The sequence below is a fragment of the Lelliottia jeotgali genome (genome assembly GCF_016771845.1).
In the GTDB taxonomy this organism is placed as follows: domain Bacteria; phylum Pseudomonadota; class Gammaproteobacteria; order Enterobacterales; family Enterobacteriaceae; genus Enterobacter; species Enterobacter jeotgali.
In genome coordinates this window covers 140855-158642 of sequence record NZ_JAENMQ010000005.1, presented here as the reverse complement: position 1 = coordinate 158642, position 17788 = coordinate 140855, and the positions used below count along the sequence as shown (strand labels likewise).

17 protein-coding genes are annotated in these 17788 nt (G+C 53.7%); 14 read left to right on the top strand and 3 right to left on the bottom strand.

The genetic code is table 11. The features are described from left to right. Positions 1–182 precede the first annotated feature (182 nt). The 6 genes from cyoA to JBO43_RS12585 all read left to right on the top strand — a co-directional run bounded on the left by cyoA (position 183) and on the right by JBO43_RS12585 (position 6543). Entirely contained in the window at positions 183–1130 is a 948-nt protein-coding gene (gene cyoA / locus JBO43_RS12610; protein ID WP_095280998.1) for a cytochrome o ubiquinol oxidase subunit II, read from the top strand. 16 nt (positions 1131–1146) lie between these two features. Further along, positions 1147–3138: a cytochrome o ubiquinol oxidase subunit I gene (cyoB, locus tag JBO43_RS12605; RefSeq protein ID WP_095280997.1), complete on the top strand. Its 1992-nt coding sequence runs from the start codon at positions 1147–1149 to the stop codon at positions 3136–3138. After that, positions 3128–3742 (top strand): cytochrome o ubiquinol oxidase subunit III, encoded by a 615-nt coding sequence (locus JBO43_RS12600; RefSeq protein WP_095280996.1) that lies wholly within the window; start codon positions 3128–3130, stop codon positions 3740–3742. The genes cyoB and JBO43_RS12600 overlap by 11 nt, the downstream gene beginning before the upstream one ends. Then, entirely contained in the window at positions 3742–4068 is a 327-nt protein-coding gene (locus JBO43_RS12595) for a cytochrome o ubiquinol oxidase subunit IV (protein ID WP_064325048.1), read from the top strand. Before JBO43_RS12600 ends, JBO43_RS12595 begins: the two co-directional genes overlap by 1 nt. An 11-nt stretch (positions 4069–4079) precedes the next feature. Then, positions 4080–4967 (top strand): heme o synthase, encoded by an 888-nt coding sequence (gene cyoE, locus JBO43_RS12590; RefSeq protein ID WP_095280995.1) that lies wholly within the window; start codon positions 4080–4082, stop codon positions 4965–4967. Between the two features lie 214 nt (positions 4968–5181). Continuing rightward, complete coding sequence (locus JBO43_RS12585; RefSeq protein WP_202674444.1) at positions 5182–6543, top strand: MFS transporter; 1362 nt, start codon at positions 5182–5184, stop codon at positions 6541–6543. 31 nt (positions 6544–6574) lie between these two features. Here the strand turns inward: JBO43_RS12585 and JBO43_RS12580 are convergent, their stop codons facing one another. Beyond that, entirely contained in the window at positions 6575–7066 is a 492-nt protein-coding gene (locus tag JBO43_RS12580; RefSeq protein WP_095280993.1) for a YajQ family cyclic di-GMP-binding protein, read from the bottom strand. 127 nt (positions 7067–7193) lie between these two features. Between JBO43_RS12580 and panE the strand changes: the two genes are divergently transcribed. From panE to JBO43_RS12555, 5 genes are all read left to right on the top strand, one after another. After that, positions 7194–8105 (top strand): 2-dehydropantoate 2-reductase, encoded by a 912-nt coding sequence (gene panE, locus JBO43_RS12575; RefSeq protein WP_202674443.1) that lies wholly within the window; start codon positions 7194–7196, stop codon positions 8103–8105. Further along, positions 8068–8661, top strand: coding sequence for a protein deglycase YajL (yajL, locus tag JBO43_RS12570; protein ID WP_103946805.1), 594 nt, complete (start codon positions 8068–8070; stop codon positions 8659–8661). The genes panE and yajL overlap by 38 nt, the downstream gene beginning before the upstream one ends. Before the next feature lie 217 nt (positions 8662–8878). Then, a complete protein-coding gene (locus JBO43_RS12565; protein ID WP_103950111.1) occupies positions 8879–10147 on the top strand; it encodes a PTS sugar transporter subunit IIC in 1269 nt (422 codons plus the stop codon). Positions 10148–10159: 12 nt separating this feature from the next. Next, a complete protein-coding gene (locus JBO43_RS12560; protein WP_202674442.1) occupies positions 10160–11470 on the top strand; it encodes a 6-phospho-beta-glucosidase in 1311 nt (436 codons plus the stop codon). Positions 11471–11479: 9 nt separating this feature from the next. Continuing rightward, the gene (locus JBO43_RS12555) at positions 11480–12202 is read left to right on the top strand and encodes a glucosamine-6-phosphate deaminase (RefSeq protein WP_202674441.1); all 723 of its coding nucleotides are present in this window, start codon (positions 11480–11482) and stop codon (positions 12200–12202) included. 27 nt (positions 12203–12229) lie between these two features. On the opposite strand, the gene JBO43_RS12550 is transcribed toward JBO43_RS12555, so the two are convergent. Further along, a complete protein-coding gene (locus JBO43_RS12550; RefSeq protein ID WP_202674440.1) occupies positions 12230–12955 on the bottom strand; it encodes a GntR family transcriptional regulator in 726 nt (241 codons plus the stop codon). A gap of 144 nt (positions 12956–13099) precedes the next feature. Then, complete coding sequence (gene thiI / locus JBO43_RS12545) at positions 13100–14548, bottom strand: tRNA uracil 4-sulfurtransferase ThiI (RefSeq protein WP_095280986.1); 1449 nt, start codon at positions 14546–14548, stop codon at positions 13100–13102. Positions 14549–14740: 192 nt separating this feature from the next. On the opposite strand from thiI, the gene xseB reads away from it, so the two are divergent. From xseB to dxs, 3 genes are read left to right on the top strand one after another with little or no spacing between them, the layout of a single operon-like run. Next, a complete protein-coding gene (xseB, locus tag JBO43_RS12540; protein WP_100777420.1) occupies positions 14741–14983 on the top strand; it encodes an exodeoxyribonuclease VII small subunit in 243 nt (80 codons plus the stop codon). After that, a complete protein-coding gene (gene ispA, locus JBO43_RS12535) occupies positions 14984–15883 on the top strand; it encodes a (2E,6E)-farnesyl diphosphate synthase (RefSeq protein WP_202674439.1) in 900 nt (299 codons plus the stop codon). 24 nt (positions 15884–15907) lie between these two features. Further along, complete coding sequence (dxs, locus tag JBO43_RS12530; protein WP_103950108.1) at positions 15908–17770, top strand: 1-deoxy-D-xylulose-5-phosphate synthase; 1863 nt, start codon at positions 15908–15910, stop codon at positions 17768–17770. Positions 17771–17788: the final 18 nt, after the last annotated feature.

Genomic DNA, 17788 nt, shown 5'->3' with positions numbered 1-17788 from the left:
CCCGTCCCGTGGGGCTTTTGTCTTAAAAGTAGACATAATTTGCAACACATGTGACACGTGCGGCAGAACCCAGTAACACCTTCCTGACACAGGGCTAATGATGTTTACAGTAATGTAACCTTCCCGTAAAATGCCCCCACACTTTAAACGCCACCAGGTCCCCGTGGAATTGAGGTCGTTAAATGACACTTAGGAAATACAATAAAAGTTTGGGATGGTTGTCGTTATTTGCAGGCACTGTTTTACTCAGTGGCTGTGATTCTGCGCTTCTCGACCCCAAAGGACAGATTGGACTGGAACAACGCTCGTTGATTCTGACGGCCTTCGGCCTGATGATGATTGTCGTTATCCCCGCCATTTTGATGGCAGTAGGTTTCGCCTGGAAGTACCGTGCAAGCAATAAAGATGCGAAGTATAGCCCTAACTGGTCACACTCCAATAAAGTGGAAGCTGTGGTCTGGACGGTCCCTATTCTGATCATCTTGTTCCTTGCCGTGCTGACGTGGAAAACCACTCACGCGCTTGAGCCGAGCAAACCGCTGGTTCACGATGAAAAACCGATTACCATTGAAGTGGTCTCCATGGACTGGAAATGGTTCTTCATCTATCCGGAACAGGGCATTGCTACCGTGAATGAAATCGCCTTCCCGGCGAACACTCCGGTGCAGTTCAAAGTGACCTCTAACTCCGTGATGAACTCCTTCTTTATTCCGCGTCTGGGCAGCCAGATTTACGCGATGGCCGGTATGCAGACTAACCTGCACCTGATCGCGAATGAAGCAGGCACCTACGATGGTATCTCCGCCAGCTATAGTGGCCCGGGCTTCTCAGGTATGAAGTTCAAAGCTATCGCAACGCCGGACCGTGCCGCTTTCGACCAGTGGGTCGAAAAAGCGAAACAGTCTACCAACACCATGTCTGACATGGCGGCATTCGATAAAGTGGCGACACCTAGCGAATACAACAAGGTGGAATACTTCTCTAACGTGAAACCTGATTTGTTTAAAGACGTTGTGAACAAATTTATGGACCACGGGAAGAGCATGAACATGACTCAGCCAGAAGGTGAGCACAGCTCGCACGAAGGTATGGAAGGCATGGACATGAGCCACGCGGAAACCTCTCACTAAGGGGCCGAGGAAGAAAATGTTCGGAAAATTGACACTGGATGCAGTGCCGTACCATGAACCGATTATCGTGGTTACGATTGCTGCAATTATCATTGGTGGCGCGGCCTTACTGGGCCTGATCACTTACTTCGGTAAGTGGAGCTACCTGTGGAATGAGTGGCTGACTTCGGTTGACCACAAAAAACTCGGTATCATGTACTGCATCGTCGGTATCGTCATGTTAATTCGTGGCTTTGCCGATGCTATCATGATGCGTAGCCAGCAGGTCCTTGCTTCGGCAGGTGAAGCTGGATTCCTGCCTCCGCACCACTACGATCAGATCTTTACCGCGCACGGCGTGATTATGATCTTCTTCGTGGCGATGCCGCTGGTTATCGGTCTGATGAACGTGGTTGTGCCGCTGCAAATTGGCGCGCGCGACGTAGCGTTCCCGTTCCTGAACAACCTGAGCTTCTGGTTCACGGTTGTCGGTGTAATTCTGGTTAACCTGTCACTGGGTGTGGGCGAATTCGCACAGACCGGCTGGCTGGCATACCCACCGCTTTCGGGAATTGAATACAGTCCTGGCGTAGGCGTCGATTACTGGATTTGGGCGATTCAGCTCTCCGGTATCGGTACGACCCTGACCGGTATTAACTTCTTCGTGACCATTATCAAGATGCGTGCCCCTGGCATGACCATGTTCAAGATGCCGGTATTTACCTGGGCATCTCTGTGCGCCAACATCCTGATTATCGCGTCATTCCCAATTCTGACGGTTACCGTCGCGTTGCTGACCCTGGATCGCTATCTGGGCACCCATTTCTTCACCAATGATATGGGCGGCAACATGATGATGTACATCAACCTGATTTGGGCATGGGGTCACCCTGAGGTGTACATTCTGGTTCTGCCGGTCTTCGGTGTGTTCTCCGAAATCGCCGCAACCTTCTCGCGTAAGCGTCTGTTTGGTTACACCTCGCTGGTGTGGGCAACCGTGTGTATTACCGTCCTGTCGTTCATTGTTTGGCTGCACCACTTCTTTACTATGGGTGCGGGCGCGAACGTAAACGCCTTCTTCGGTATTACCACCATGATTATCGCCATTCCGACCGGGGTGAAGATCTTCAACTGGCTGTTCACCATGTATCAGGGCCGTATCGTGTTCCACTCAGCAATGCTGTGGACCATCGGCTTCATCGTTACCTTCTCTGTAGGTGGGATGACCGGCGTACTGCTGGCGGTACCAGGTGCTGACTTCGTACTGCACAACAGTCTGTTCCTGATTGCGCACTTCCATAACGTTATCATCGGCGGCGTCGTCTTCGGCTGCTTCGCTGGCGTAACCTACTGGTGGCCAAAAGCGTTCGGCTTCACGCTGAACGAAACCTGGGGCAAACGCGCGTTCTGGCTGTGGATTGTCGGCTTCTTCGTCGCATTTATGCCGCTGTATGTGCTGGGCTTCATGGGTATGACCCGTCGCCTGAGCCAGCAGATTGATCCGCAGTTCCACCCGATGCTGGTGATTGCAGCCTGTGGTGCGGTGCTGATTGCGATGGGTATCGCCTGTCAGCTGATTCAGTTCTACGTCTCTATTCGCGACCGCGAGCAGAACCGTGACCTGACCGGTGACCCGTGGGGTGGACGTACGCTGGAGTGGGCAACCTCTTCCCCGCCTCCGTTCTATAACTTTGCCATTGTGCCGCAGATCCATGAGCGCGACGCATTCTGGGAAATGAAAGAAAAAGGCGAAGCGTACAAGCAACCTGAGCATTACGAAGAGATCCACATGCCGAAAAACAGCGGCGCGGGCATTGTGATTGCCGCCTTCGCAACGGTGTTTGGCTTCGCCATGATCTGGCACATCTGGTGGCTGGCGATCGCGAGCTTCGCGGGTGTGATCATCAGCTGGATTGTGAAGAGCTTTGACGAGGACGTGGACTACTACGTACCAGTCCGTGAAGTCGAAAAACTGGAAAACCAGCATTTCGATGAGATTTCTAAAGCGGGGCTGAAAAATGGCAACTGATACTTTGGCGCACCCAACTGCCCATGCGCATGACCACGCGCACCACGATACAGGGCCGATGAAAGTCTTCGGCTTCTGGATCTACCTGATGAGCGACTGCATTCTGTTCTGCTGTCTGTTCGCGACCTATGCCGTTCTGGTGAATGGCACAGCGGGCGGCCCGACTGGCAAGGACATTTTCGAACTGCCGTTCGTTCTGGTCGAAACCGCTCTGCTGTTATTCAGCTCCATCACCTACGGCATGGCGGCGATCGCCATGTACAAAAACAACAAGAGCCAGGTCGTTTCCTGGCTGGCGTTGACCTGGCTGTTTGGTGCTGGATTTATCGGGATGGAACTCTATGAATTCCATCACCTGATTGCTGAAGGCATGGGCCCGGATCGCAGTGGCTTCCTGTCCGCGTTCTTCGCGCTGGTAGGTACTCACGGTCTGCACGTGACATCCGGTCTTATCTGGATGGCGGTGCTGATGTTCCAGGTTTATCGTCGCGGCCTGACCAATACTAACCGCACCCGTATCATGTGCCTGAGTCTGTTCTGGCACTTCCTGGACGTGGTGTGGATCTGTGTGTTCTCGGTTGTCTATCTGATGGGGGCGATGTAATGAGTCATACTAACGATCATGGCGCTTCCCACGGTAGCGTAAAAACCTACATGACAGGTTTCATCCTGTCGATCATCCTGACGGCAATCCCGTTCTGGATGGTGATGAGCGGAACGGCTTCTCACACGGTGATTCTGGGCACAGTCCTGATCTCCGCTGTGGTGCAGATTCTGGTGCATCTGGTTTGCTTCCTGCACATGAACACCAAATCCGATGAAGGCTGGAACATGACGGCCTTCGTCTTTACCGTGATTATCATCGCTATCCTGGTAGTCGGTTCCATCTGGATTATGTGGAACCTCAACTACAACATGATGGTTCACTAAGAGCGGCGAGTATGTTTAAGCAATACCTGCAAGTAACGAAACCAGGCATCATCTTCGGCAATCTGATCTCCGTGATCGGAGGGTTCCTGCTGGCCTCTAAGGGCAGCATTGATTACACCCTCTTTGCATCCACGCTTATCGGAGTGTCGCTGGTGGTTGCGTCCGGTTGTGTATTTAACAACTACATCGACATGGATATCGACAGGAAGATGGAAAGGACCAAGAATCGGGTGCTTGTCAAAGGCCTGATATCCCCTACCGTCTCGCTGGTGTACGCCACGTTGCTGGGTATTGCTGGCTTTATGCTGCTGTGGTTTGGTGCTAACCCTCTAGCCTGCTGGCTGGGGGTGATGGGTTTCGTGGTGTATGTGGGCGTCTACAGCCTGTATATGAAACGTCACTCCGTCTACGGTACGCTGATTGGCTCTCTCTCCGGCGCTGCTCCGCCGGTGATTGGCTACTGCGCCGTCACGAACGAGTTCGACAGCGGTGCGCTCATCCTGCTGGCTATCTTTAGCCTGTGGCAGATGCCGCACTCCTACGCCATCGCGATTTTCCGCTTTAAGGATTATCAGGCAGCGAACATCCCGGTTCTGCCGGTCGTGAAAGGCATTTCAGTCGCCAAGAATCACATCACGCTGTACATCATTGCCTTTGCCGTCGCGACACTGATGCTTTCTCTGGGTGGTTACGCTGGATACAAATATCTGGTGGTGGCCGCTGCGGTGAGCGTCTGGTGGCTCGGTATGGCGCTACGCGGTTACAAAGTGGAAGACGATAAAGTCTGGGCACGTAAGCTGTTTGTCTTCTCGATTGTCGCTATCACTTCGCTGTCCGTAATGATGTCCGTCGACTTTATGGTGCCGGATTCACACAATCTGCTGACTTACGTCTGGTAAAAACGCTGATTTGAAAAAGCCGGGTGATGATAACCCGGCTTTTTTTTTGCCCGGCGGCGCTACGCTTGCACGAGCCTACGGGTTCGGTAGGCTGGGTAAGGCGAAGCCGCCACCCGGCAATGATTTGCACCCCGTAATATCTCTTAAACAAACACCTATTTACCGCACTTAACACCCCGCCTACACTAGTGCCTGCTTTTGAACTGAGGTGGTAATGAACGATTATAAAATGACACCAGGCGAACTGCGCGCGACCTGGGGTTTAGGGACTGTTTTCTCGCTGCGCATGCTCGGCATGTTTATGGTCCTGCCTGTTCTGACCACCTATGGTATGGCACTTCAGGGTGCCAGCGAGGCATTAATTGGTCTGGCGATTGGTATCTACGGTCTGGCCCAGGCTGTATTCCAGATTCCCTTCGGCCTGCTCTCCGATCGCGTCGGTCGTAAACCGCTGATCGTCGGCGGCCTGATGATCTTTGTGCTCGGTAGCGTGATTGCCGCGCTGTCGGACTCAATCTGGGGCATAATTCTGGGCCGTGCGCTGCAAGGTTCAGGGGCCATTGCTGCCGCCGTCATGGCGCTACTCTCTGATTTAACCCGCGAACAGAACCGTACCAAAGCGATGGCCTTTATCGGCGTCAGCTTTGGCGTCACCTTCGCTATTGCGATGGTTCTCGGCCCGATCATTACCCACAAACTTGGCCTGAATGCCCTTTTCTGGATGATTGCCGTGCTGGCCACCGTCGGTATTGCGCTAACTATTTGGGTCGTACCGGACAGCAAAAATCACGTTCTGAACCGCGAATCGGGAATGGTGAAAGGCTGCTTCAGTAAAGTCATCGTCGAACCGCGTCTGCTCAAACTCAATTTCGGCATTATGTGTCTGCACATTCTGCTGATGTCTACGTTCGTCGCCCTGCCCGGTCAGCTGGCAGCAGCCGGCTTCCCGGCAGCTGAGCACTGGAAGATTTATCTGGTGACGATGCTTGTCTCCTTCGTCTCCGTGGTGCCTTTTATTATCTACGCCGAAGTGAAACGCCGCATGAAGCGCGTGTTCCTGGGCTGTGTGGCATTGCTGTTAATCGCAGAAATTGTTCTCTGGGGCTCCGGACCGCACTTCTGGGAGCTGGTCCTGGGCGTGCAGTTGTTCTTCCTTGCCTTCAACCTGATGGAAGCCCTGCTGCCGTCGCTGATCAGCAAAGAATCCCCCGCCGGATACAAAGGTACGGCGATGGGCATTTATTCCACCAGCCAGTTCCTTGGCGTGGCGATAGGCGGCTCGCTTGGCGGTTGGGTAGACGGATTATTTGATTCGCAGACCGTGTTTCTCGCAGGCGCGCTGTTGGCAATGCTCTGGCTGCTGGTCGCCAGCACCATGAAAGAGCCGCGCTATGTCAGCAGCCTGCGGGTTGAAATCCCAGACGATGTTGAGATCAGCGACACGCTGAAACAGCGACTGGAAGCCACAGAAGGGATAAGTGAAGTGTTTATCGTCCCGGAAGAGCGCAGCGCTTACGTCAAAATTGACAGTAAAGTGACGAATCGCTTCGAGGTGGAACAAGCCATCAAAGCCTGAAAAAATGCCCGGCTTGCCGGGCATTTTCGTTTTAATCGCGGAAGTTCTTAAACTGGAACGGCTGACCCAGGTCGCCACCGCGCACCAGCGCCATGACTGCCTGCAGATCGTCGCGCGCTTTGCCAGTCACACGAATCTCTTCACCCTGAATTTGCGCCTGCACTTTTAGCTTGCTGTCTTTAATAAGCTTAACGATTTTCTTCTGCATCGCGCTTTCAATGCCCTGTTTAAGCTTAGCTTCAACAAACCAGGTTTTGCCGCTGTGCACGAACTCTTCCGGCACATCGAGAGACGTTCCTTCAATGCCGCGCTTTAACAGCTTGGCGCGCAGAATATCAAGCAGCTGGTTGACCTGGAAATCAGACTCGCTCAGCACCTTGATGGTCTTATTCGCGTCGTTCAGCTCAAAACTCGCCTCTACACCACGAAAATCGAAACGTGATTCAACTTCGCGGCTAGCGTTATCCACGCCGTTACGGACTTCCTGGATATCAACTTCTGAAACAATATCGAAAGATGGCATCTTTTCTTCTCCCTTTACTTTTGTTGCGTTGCATAATACCCGCAACGAGGCATAACTCAACAGAAGCTTAGCTGACGGCGCTATACTTAACCGACACGCCTGGCGCAGTTGCAGGTGAGGAGGAACAATGAAAATTACCGTGCTCGGATGCGGAGCCCTGGGCCAGCTTTGGCTCACCGCATTGTGCAAACATGGACACGAGGTACAAGGCTGGCTACGCGTCCCCCAGCCGTATTGCAGTGTAAACCTGATCGATGAAGATGGTAGTATCTTTAACGAATCGCTCACCGCCAACGATCCTGATTTTCTGGCGCAAAGCGACCTGCTGCTGGTCACGCTCAAGGCCTGGCAGGTCTCGGACGCCGTCAAAGTGCTGGCCGCCACCCTACCCCGTACCACACCGATTGTGCTGGTGCATAACGGCATGGGTACCATTGATGAACTCAAAAGCATCCATCAGCCGCTGCTGATGGCAATCACCACCCATGCGGCCCGTCGTGACGGGAACATCATCGTCCACGTAGCGAGCGGCGTGACGCATATGGGCCCGGCACGCGAGCAGGACGGCGATTACAGCTATCTCGCCGATGTGCTGCAACACGTGCTGCCCGACGTCGCCTGGCACAATAACATTCGCCCGCAGCTATGGCGTAAACTGGCGGTTAACTGCGTGATCAATCCGCTGACAGCGCTTCTGGACTGCCCGAACGGTGAACTCAAAAACCACCCGCTGGAAGTGGCCGCGCTGTGTGCTGAAGTGGCGGCGGTAATAGAGCGCGAAGGCATCCACACCTCGGCAGATGATATCCGTTATTACGTCGAACAGATTATCGATAGCACGGCAGAAAACATCTCATCGATGTTGCAGGACGTGCGCGCGCAACGGCACACTGAAATCGACTACATTACCGGCTACCTGCTCAAACGCGCCCGCGCGCATGGCATCAACGTGCCGGAAAATGTTCAACTGTATGACAGGGTAAAACGTAAGGAGAGTGAGTATGAGCGCGTCGGCACTGATATGCCTCGCCCCTGGTAGCGAAGAAACGGAAGCGGTCACCACCATTGATTTGCTGGTGCGCGGCGGGATCAGCGTCACCACGGCCAGCGTCGCCAGCGATGGCAATCTGGCGATTGTTTGCTCGCGCGGCGTCAAACTGCTGGCTGATGCGCCGCTGGTTGAAGTGGCTGACGGCGATTACGACATCATTGTTCTACCTGGTGGTCTGAAAGGCGCAGAGTGTTTTCGCGACAGTCCCCTGCTGGTCGAAACCGTCCGCCAGTTTCACCTTTCCGGGCGCATAGTCGCCGCCATCTGCGCAGCCGCAGGCACCGTATTGGTTCCGCACAATCTCTTCCCGCTCGGCAATATGACCGGTTTCCCGACCCTGAAAGACCGTATCCCGGAAGGGCAATGGGTTGATAAACGGGTAGTGTGGGACCCGCGCGTTAATCTGTTGACCAGCCAGGGACCGGGAACATCGATTGATTTTGCACTCAAAATTATCGACCTGCTGGTAGGGCGTGAAAAAGCCTACGAAGTAGCGTCATCGCTGGTGATGCCCGCTGGGATTTATAACTACTACGAGTCCTGATCCTCCCTCAGGCTGGCTCAATGCCAGCCTTCCTCTCTTTGCACATAATTGCGGCAGTTATCACACTTCCTATCTTTCTTTCTAAGATGGCTTCTCATCGCGTCCAATCCGTGAAAAACTCACCCCAACTGGTATATACCAGTTAAGAACTTCGCCTCACACTCGATAAGGAAATGAATAATGGCGAAGAACAGAAATCTCTTCTGGAGTAAGCAATGTGATTACATTTCTTGAGAACAGAGTCATTCCTGTCCTGATTCGCGTCGGTGAAAACAAAATACTGGTGGCGGTGCGCAACGGTATCGCCCTGACGCTCCCTTTCACTATCACCGGCAGCCTGTTTCTGATCCTGGCGAATTTACCAATTCCCGGCTGGACCGACTGGCTGGGCCCCTACGCCGAGAAACTGAGCGCGCCAGTTGCGGTGACTTTCGGGGCAATCGGGCTCATCTCGGCTATTGGCATCAGCTATAACCTGGCGAAAGAGTACAGTCTCAACGCCTTAACCTGCGCCATTGTCACGATGGTGGTGTTTCTGCTGGCGCAGCTCAACGATAAGTACCAGCTCAACGTTGATAATCTCGGTGCCGCCGGGCTTTTCTCAGCGATTATATTGTCGATTCTGACGGTGCAAATTGTCCGCTTGTTTATCCATCATAACGTGGTGATCAAACTCCCCGACGGCGTTCCCCCTGCGGTAGCGCAATCTTTCGCGAGCCTGATTCCAGCGGCTGTCGCGATTACACTTATCTGGTTCGTTAGGGTCATTCTTAACTTCGATATTAATCAGTTTTTTACCCTTATTCTCAGCCCGCTGGTCACCGGCTTAGGTTCGCTGCCCGGAATGCTGGTCTTAATCTTTTTAATTTCGCTGCTGTGGTGCTGCGGGATTCACGGGGATAACGTTCTTTCGGGGATCACCGCGCCGATTTTCCTGAAATATATCGCTGAAAATACGCAGGCCTATTTGCACCACCAGCCGATTCCTCATATCACCGCCGACGGGTTCTATATCGTCTTTATGTGTCTCGGCGGCACCGGCGCAACGCTCGGGTTAGTGATGGCGATGATGCGCTCGCGCAGCAAGCTGTATAAATCGGTCGGCAAACTCTCTTTGCCCTCCGCGATATTTTGCATCAACGAGCCGGTGATATTTGGCTGCCCGATTGTCTTCAACCCGTTGCTAATGATCCCTTTCACCCTCACCCCGATGATTCTGTGCATTTCGACCTATGCCCTGATGTATTTCGACATCATTGGCCGCCCGGTGCTGCAAATTCCGTGGACCATGCCGCCCATTTTCGCCGCGTGGTTCGTCACTGGCGGCAATATTCCTGCCGTAATTTGGTCGGTGTGCACCATTGCCATTTCGGCCCTCGTCTGGCTGCCGTTTTTCAAACTCGCTGAACGCAAACAGTTAGAAACCGAAGCGGCGGAAGAACATTCGCGCCGTGAAGCAGAAAAATTACCCGATCCCATCTTGTAAAAAGGATTCACGATGAAAAAGCTCAAAATTGTCACGATTGGTGGCGGCTCAAGCTATACGCCGGAATTGATCGATGGATTTATCAAACGCTACGACGAACTCCCGGTCACTGATTTCTACCTGCTGGATATCGAGGAAGGGAAAGAGAAACTGGAAATTGTCGGCAAACTCGCCCAGCGCATGGTGAAAGACGCAGGCATTCCGATGAATATTCACCTGACACTGGACCGCGAGGCGGCGCTGAAAGACGCCGATTTCGTCACCACCCAGCTGCGGGTCGGCTTCCTGGATGCGCGTATCAATGATGAGAAAATCCCGCTGAAATACGGCGTGCTCGGCCAGGAAACGACCGGTCCCGGTGGATTTATGAAAGCTCAGCGTACCATTCCCGTGCTGCTGGATATCTGCAAAGCGATGGAAAAATGGTGTCCGAATGCGTGGCTGATTAACTTCACCAATCCGGCGGGCATCGTCACCGAAGCCATCACCCGCCACTCGGCGATCAAAACCATCGGGATTTGCAGCGGTGCCAACAGCATGATGATGGACATCGCCAAAGCCTATGACGTCAGCAAAGCAGACATTTACGCGCGCATCATCGGTCTAAACCATCTGATCTTCGCCGATAAAATCTACGTGAAAGGCGACGATCTCACCGACGATTTCATTGAGAAACTGGCCGTCGGCAGCGCCAATAACTCGCTGAAAAACATCCCGGATATCGGTTTTACCGCACGCTTCGCTCGCGCCCTGCACATGTATCCGATCTCCTATCTGAAGTACTACTTCCTGACCCGCGAAATGACGGAGACGGCGATCCGCGACTCAGAGAAAAAAGGCACGCGCGGCGAGCAAACCCGTGAGATTGAGAAAAAGCTGTTTGAGCTGTATCAGGACCCGAACCTGAACCACAAGCCGAAAGAGCTCGAACAGCGGGGCGGCGCGTGGTACTCCGACACGGCCTGCTCGATCATTAGCTCGATTTTCAACGACAAAAAAGAAGTGCACGTGGTGAATACGGTCAATAACGGCGCCACGCCGGATCTGCCGGAACACGTTACCCTGGAAACCAACGCCGTGATTGATAAAAACGGTGCTCATCCGCTGGCCTACGGAAGATTGCCGGTGAAAATTCGCGGGCTAATCCAGAGCGTCAAAGCCTACGAAGAGCTCACCGTCGAAGCCGCCGTCACCGGGGATTACGCCACCGCCCTGCTGGCGCTGAGCATCAACCCTATTGTGCCTTCCGCCGCCATTGCCGAGCAGATCCTCGACGAGTATCTGGAAGTGAACCACGCTTATTTACCTCAGTACAAACGCTAAGGAACTGCGATGAACATTGAAATTGTTGAAGATTACCCGGCGCTCAGCGCCACCGTGGCCCAGCGCGTGATCGACACCCTCACGCGTAAACCCAATGCATTGATCTGTATTGCCGGGGGCGATACGCCGCTCGGCGTGTTTGATGCCCTTGTACGTGCCAGCGAAGAAGGGAAAGTCGATTTTTCCCATGCCGCTTTTGTCGGCCTGGACGAGTGGTTAGGGTTGGGCAAAGCAGACAAAGGAAGCTGTCGGGAAATGGTCTGGGGGCATTTCTTCAGCCACCTGACGCTTCGCGATGAACAAATCTGCTTCTTTGACGGCTTAACCACCGACCCGGCGCAGGAGTGCCGCCGCGTGGATCGCTTCATCAGCGAACACGGTGGAATTGATACGATTGTGCTGGGGATCGGTATGAATGGGCATATCGGTTTCAATGAGCCAGGCGCGGCCATTGATACGGAGTGTCACGTGGTCGATCTCGATGAAGTCACTCAGACCGTCTCCGTGAAATATTTCGGACAGGCGCGCGACGTGAAACAAGGGATTTCCCTGGGGATGAAAACAATTCTGGCGGCGAAGTCAGTGATTGTGATGGCCAGCGGGGAGAAAAAAGCCGCTATTGTGGCGCAAACGCTGCGCTCAGATATCGACGCTAATATTCCGGCAACGCTGCTAAAAAACCATTCGCAGGTGCAAATGCTGGTCGATAAGGCCGCTGCGTCTCAGCTTTAAAGAGCCCGACAGGCGCGCCCGCGCCTGTCATCTTTCAATGCGCATATTTTTGACTCGGAACAGATCTGCGCGGTTGTAGCTTATCGAATAGTTAAAGGCTTTTTTATCACTGAGGCGGGTGACTTCGGTAATTTTCAGCATCGCCTGTCCGGGCGTAATATCCAGCAGTTTTGCTAATTCGCGGTCGAAAAGCGCCGCTTCAATCAGGGAATCTGCGTCGCTGATTTTTTTACCGGTGTACTCTTCGATATAACCATACAGGGACCCCTTTTCAAGAACGGACTGGGGAATATCAGCAATAGTTTGCAGAGGAATATTAGTGTCTTCGACCAGAACAGGCTGACCATCGAGGAGGCGAACGCGGCGGATAAAATAGACATCGTCGCCAGGCTTAATCTCAAGATGTTGTGCCAGCGCGGTATCGGCGTGAATAGTCGTAAAGGTGATTAAGCGACTGGTGACATTCACGCGTCCCTGAAATTCACGAGAAAAACCCAGGATGCTGTCGCTCTTTTCATTGTTGAGGATATAGATATTGCTGTCGGTGTTTTTCAGCACAAACATGCCTTTGCCATGAATGCGCTCGATATACCCTTCCTGAACCAGAGTCGCCATCGCTTTTTGCACCGTCACCCGCGTCACGTTATAGACGCTTGCGAGGTCACGCTCGGATGGAATGCTTTCCCCGATTTTATATTTCTGGTCGAGAATATCCTTTTTAATCTTCTCTTTTATTTCCAGGTATTTATGCATGATTCCCTCACGACGTCCTGACGGATCGTTACTTTACCATGTGTGCATAATTTAGAAATAAAAAAGCCGGGTGGCGGCTACGCCTTACCCGGCCTACGATGCATTTTTGTAGGCCCGGTAAGCGCAGCGCCACCGGGCATTTTACTACGGGCGATACACCTTCACATTGGTGAAACCTTGCTCGCGCAGATAAAGCGCCTGCAGACGGCTCATTACACCGCGCTCACACCACAACAGATAGGTTTTGTCTTTCTCCAAATCGCCAAACTTGGTGCTCAGCTTATAGAAAGGCAGAGAGACAATTTCAACGCCCTCGACTTTCAGCGGGCTGGCGTCCTGTTCGTCGCTGGAGCGAATATCGACAATCACGTCGTTCGCGCCAAAACCGGTGACCGTTTCGACTTCAACGACGTCCTGATCGGTCTGCTGCGCGATTTCACGGATATCGACGTTGGTCGCTTCCGCTACCACTCTGTCGAGGATCTCGAAATCGAAGTTCTGCTCTTCCGCTTCGATCTTCGCCTTCACCGCTTTCACGGTTGGGCTTTTCGAAATCACACCGCAGTATTCCGGCATCGTACGGGCAAAATCTTCGGTACCGATTTTACGCGCCAGGTCGATGATGTGCTCTTTGTCGTGGGAAATCAGCGGACGCAGGATCAAGGTATCGGAAACATTATCGATCAAACGCAGGTTGGTCAGCGTCTGGCTGGAGACCTGACCCAGCGCTTCGCCGGTGACCAGTGCCTGCACGCCGTAGCGCTCGGCCACTTTAGACGCCGCGCGCACCATCATACGCTTCAGCACCACGCCCATCTGGCCGTCATCCACTTTTTCGAGGATTTCGCCAACCACTGGCTCGAAGTTGATCGCGACAAAACGCACGCGGTGGGAGCTGCCAAAACGGTTCCACAGGTAATGCGCCACCTGACGAACGCCGATTTCATGCGCCGCGCCGCCGAGGTTAAAGAAGCAGTAATGCACGCGACAGCCGCGACGCATCAGCATGTAACTAGAGACACCTGAGTCAAAACCACCGGAGATCAGCGACAGCACATCTTCCTGCGTGCCGATCGGATAACCGCCGATACCTTCGTAACGACCTTTGACCAGCAGCAGGCGATCGTTTTCGATCTCCAGATTGACAGTCACTTCCGGGTTGGTCAGTTTTACGCGCGCGGTTTCAACGTGCTGGTTCAGACCGCCGCCGACATAACGCTCGGCTTCGATCGAGCTGAATTCATGTTTGCCGCGACGCTTCACGCGCACGCAGAAGGTTTTGCCTTCGATCTGATCGCGGTACTGAGCCAGCGCCAGTTCAAAAATATTGTGCAGTGAGGTGAAAGGAACATCTTCCACATCCAGAATATGGTGAATACCGGGAATGCGGGTCAACGCATCGCGAATATCCAGACGCTTATTTTCGTCTTTCGCGCGGACTTCAACGTGATCCCAGTGACGAACCACGGCAAGCGTTTCGTCATAATCTTTTAAAACGTTACGAATGTTTCCGGTCAGGATTTTAATAAAGCGCAAACGCACAGATTGGCTTTTGATGGTGATTTCCGGGAACAATTTAATGATAAACTTCATGGCGGCAATGTTTCTTAGGCAAGCCAGTAAAGGCTTGTGATGGAAAGAGTACAGCAGCCCACATTGGTGGCTGCATCCAGGCGCAGAAGTATACCACCATCGTGTGCCTCCTGTGCACATTGCGCGTTATTTGCTTATCTGCCCGAGTCCGTTACCATGACGGAGCTGAAAACATGAGAGTTAACATTCACTATGCCGAAGAAAAATGACGCACCAGCCAGCTTCGAAACTGCGCTGAGTGAACTGGAGCAAATTGTCACCCGTCTGGAAAGTGGCGATTTGCCACTGGAAGACGCGCTCAATGAATTTGAACGCGGCGTGCAGCTTGCGCGCCAGGGGCAGGTCAAATTGCAGCAGGCGGAACAACGCGTGCAGATCCTGCTTTCCGATAGCGAAGATGCCGCCACAACCCCTTTTACACCGGACGCTGAGTAAATGGATTTCTCCAGAGAGCTTCAGGTTTGCGTGGAGCGTGCCAACGATGCGTTGCGTCGTTTTATCGAACCACAGCCTTTTCAGAACACTCCACTGGTTGAAGCCATGCACTATGGCGCACTCTTAGGTGGAAAACGCCTGCGCCCGTTCCTGGTGTACGCCACGGGTAATATGTTTGGCATCAGCGATAACACGCTCGATGCGCCAGCGGCCGCCGTTGAATGCATCCACGCCTATTCGCTGATCCACGATGATTTACCGGCAATGGACGACGACGATTTACGTCGCGGCCAGCCAACCTGCCACATTAAGTTCGGCGAAGCCAATGCCATTCTGGCGGGTGATGCGTTGCAGACCCTGGCGTTCTCGATTCTGAGCGATGCGCCGATGGCAGAAGTGTCTGACCGCGACCGTCTGGCGATGGTCTCCGAACTGGCGATGGCCAGCGGGATCGCCGGAATGTGCGGCGGCCAGGCGTTAGATCTGGAGGCGGAAGGTCGTCAGGTTAATCTGGAACAGCTGGAACGCATTCACCGTCATAAAACTGGGGCGTTGATTCGCGCAGCCGTTCGCCTGGGCGCACTGAGCGCGGGTGAACAAGGGCGTAACGCTCTGCCCGTTCTGGACAGATACGCTGAAAGTATCGGCCTGGCTTTCCAGGTTCAGGATGACATTCTGGATGTGGTGGGCGATACTGCAACATTGGGAAAACGTCAGGGCGCAGACCAGCAACTTGGCAAAAGTACCTACCCCGCCCTGCTGGGACTTGAGCAAGCCCAACGTAAAGCCCGGGACCTGATCGATGATGCCCGCCAGTCGCTGAATCAGCTGGCAGCACAATCACTGGATACCTCGGCACTGGAAGCGCTAGCGGACTATATAATCCAGCGTGATAAATAAACTATAAATCTCGATGAGCCTTTGATGAGTTTTGATATTGCCAAATACCCGACACTGGCGTTGGTTGACTCCACCCAGGAGTTACGTCTGTTGCCGAAAGATAGCCTGCCGAAGCTGAGCGACGAATTACGTCGTTATCTCCTCGACAGCGTGAGCCGTTCCAGCGGACATTTCGCCTCCGGGCTTGGCACGGTGGAGCTGACCGTTGCGCTGCACTACGTCTATAACACGCCGTTTGACCAGTTGATCTGGGATGTCGGCCATCAGGCTTATCCACACAAAATTCTCACCGGTCGTCGCGATAAGATTGGCACAATTCGTCAGAAAGGCGGTCTGCACCCGTTCCCGTGGCGCGGTGAGAGCGAGTTCGACGTGTTAAGCGTTGGCCACTCTTCAACGTCGATCTCTGCGGGTATCGGTATTGCCGTCGCGGCAGAAAAAGAGAACAAACAGCGTCGCACCGTCTGCGTGATTGGCGATGGCGCGATCACGGCGGGTATGGCGTTTGAGGCGATGAACCACGCGGGCGATATCAAGCCCGATATGCTGGTTATCCTCAACGACAACGAAATGTCGATCTCGGAAAACGTCGGCGCGCTCAATAACCACCTGGCGCAACTGCTCTCCGGGAAGCTCTATTCCAGCCTGCGCGAAGGCGGCAAAAAAGTATTCTCTGGCGTTCCGCCAATCAAAGAACTGCTGAAACGCACCGAAGAACATATCAAAGGCATGGTGGTGCCTGGCACCCTGTTTGAAGAGCTGGGCTTTAACTATATCGGTCCGGTCGATGGACACGACGTGCTGGGCCTGGTCACCACGCTCAAAAACATGCGCGACCTGAAAGGCCCGCAGTTCCTGCACATCATGACCAAGAAAGGGCGTGGCTACGAGCCCGCGGAAAAAGATCCGATTACCTTCCACGCCGTTCCGAAATTCGATCCGACCAGCGGCTGTCTGCCAAAAAGCAGCGGCGGGATGCCGAGCTATTCGAAAATCTTCGGCGACTGGCTGTGCGAAACAGCGGCCAAAGACAATAAGCTGATGGCCGTGACTCCCGCCATGCGCGAAGGCTCCGGCATGGTTGAGTTCTCCAAAAAATACCCTGATCAGTATTTTGACGTGGCTATTGCTGAACAACACGCAGTCACTTTCGCCGCCGGTCTGGCGATTGGTGGTTATAAGCCGATTGTGGCGATCTACTCCACCTTCCTGCAGCGCGCCTACGATCAGGTGATTCACGACGTCGCGATCCAGAAGCTGCCGGTGCTCTTTGCTATCGACCGCGCTGGCATCGTCGGCGCAGACGGACAAACGCACCAGGGCGCATTTGACCTCTCCTTCCTGCGCTGCATCCCGGACATGGTGGTGATGACGCCGAGCGACGAGAACGAATGCCGCCAAATGCTGTTTACCGGCTATCACTACCAGGATGGTCCGAGCGCGGTGCGCTATCCGCGTGGCAATGCGGTCGGCGTTGAGCTGGAACCGCTGGCGAAACTGCCGATCGGCAAAGGCCTGGTGAAGCGTCGCGGTGAAAAACTGGCGATCCTCAACTTCGGCACACTGATGCCAGAAGCGGCTAAAGTCGCGGAATCCCTCAATGCGACGCTGGTGGACATGCGTTTTGTGAAACCACTGGATGAAACATTAATTCTGGAGATGGCAGCGAGTCATGATTCGCTGGTAACGCTGGAAGAGAATGCCATTATGGGCGGCGCGGGCAGCGGCGTGAACGAAGTGCTGATGGCCCATCGCAAGGTGGTTCCGGTGCTGAATCTCGGTCTGCCAGACCACTTTATTCCACAAGGCACTCAGGACGAAGCCCGCGCGGCGATTGGCCTGGATGCCGCCGGTATCGAAGCCAAAATCCTCAGCTGGCTGGCGTAATATCCCTCCTCTTTTCCC

Coding starts and splice junctions, on each gene's coding strand:
- cyoA (WP_095280998.1), top strand. CDS start 183: ATGACACTTAGGAAATACAATAAAAGTTTGGGATGGTTGTCGTTATTT.
- cyoB (WP_095280997.1), top strand. CDS start 1,147: ATGTTCGGAAAATTGACACTGGATGCAGTGCCGTACCATGAACCGATT.
- JBO43_RS12600 (WP_095280996.1), top strand. CDS start 3,128: ATGGCAACTGATACTTTGGCGCACCCAACTGCCCATGCGCATGACCAC.
- JBO43_RS12595 (WP_064325048.1), top strand. CDS start 3,742: ATGAGTCATACTAACGATCATGGCGCTTCCCACGGTAGCGTAAAAACC.
- cyoE (WP_095280995.1), top strand. CDS start 4,080: ATGTTTAAGCAATACCTGCAAGTAACGAAACCAGGCATCATCTTCGGC.
- JBO43_RS12585 (WP_202674444.1), top strand. CDS start 5,182: ATGAACGATTATAAAATGACACCAGGCGAACTGCGCGCGACCTGGGGT.
- JBO43_RS12580 (WP_095280993.1), bottom strand. CDS start 7,066: ATGCCATCTTTCGATATTGTTTCAGAAGTTGATATCCAGGAAGTCCGT.
- panE (WP_202674443.1), top strand. CDS start 7,194: ATGAAAATTACCGTGCTCGGATGCGGAGCCCTGGGCCAGCTTTGGCTC.
- yajL (WP_103946805.1), top strand. CDS start 8,068: ATGAGCGCGTCGGCACTGATATGCCTCGCCCCTGGTAGCGAAGAAACG.
- JBO43_RS12560 (WP_202674442.1), top strand. CDS start 10,160: ATGAAAAAGCTCAAAATTGTCACGATTGGTGGCGGCTCAAGCTATACG.
- JBO43_RS12555 (WP_202674441.1), top strand. CDS start 11,480: ATGAACATTGAAATTGTTGAAGATTACCCGGCGCTCAGCGCCACCGTG.
- JBO43_RS12550 (WP_202674440.1), bottom strand. CDS start 12,955: ATGCATAAATACCTGGAAATAAAAGAGAAGATTAAAAAGGATATTCTC.
- thiI (WP_095280986.1), bottom strand. CDS start 14,548: ATGAAGTTTATCATTAAATTGTTCCCGGAAATCACCATCAAAAGCCAA.
- xseB (WP_100777420.1), top strand. CDS start 14,741: ATGCCGAAGAAAAATGACGCACCAGCCAGCTTCGAAACTGCGCTGAGT.
- ispA (WP_202674439.1), top strand. CDS start 14,984: ATGGATTTCTCCAGAGAGCTTCAGGTTTGCGTGGAGCGTGCCAACGAT.
- dxs (WP_103950108.1), top strand. CDS start 15,908: ATGAGTTTTGATATTGCCAAATACCCGACACTGGCGTTGGTTGACTCC.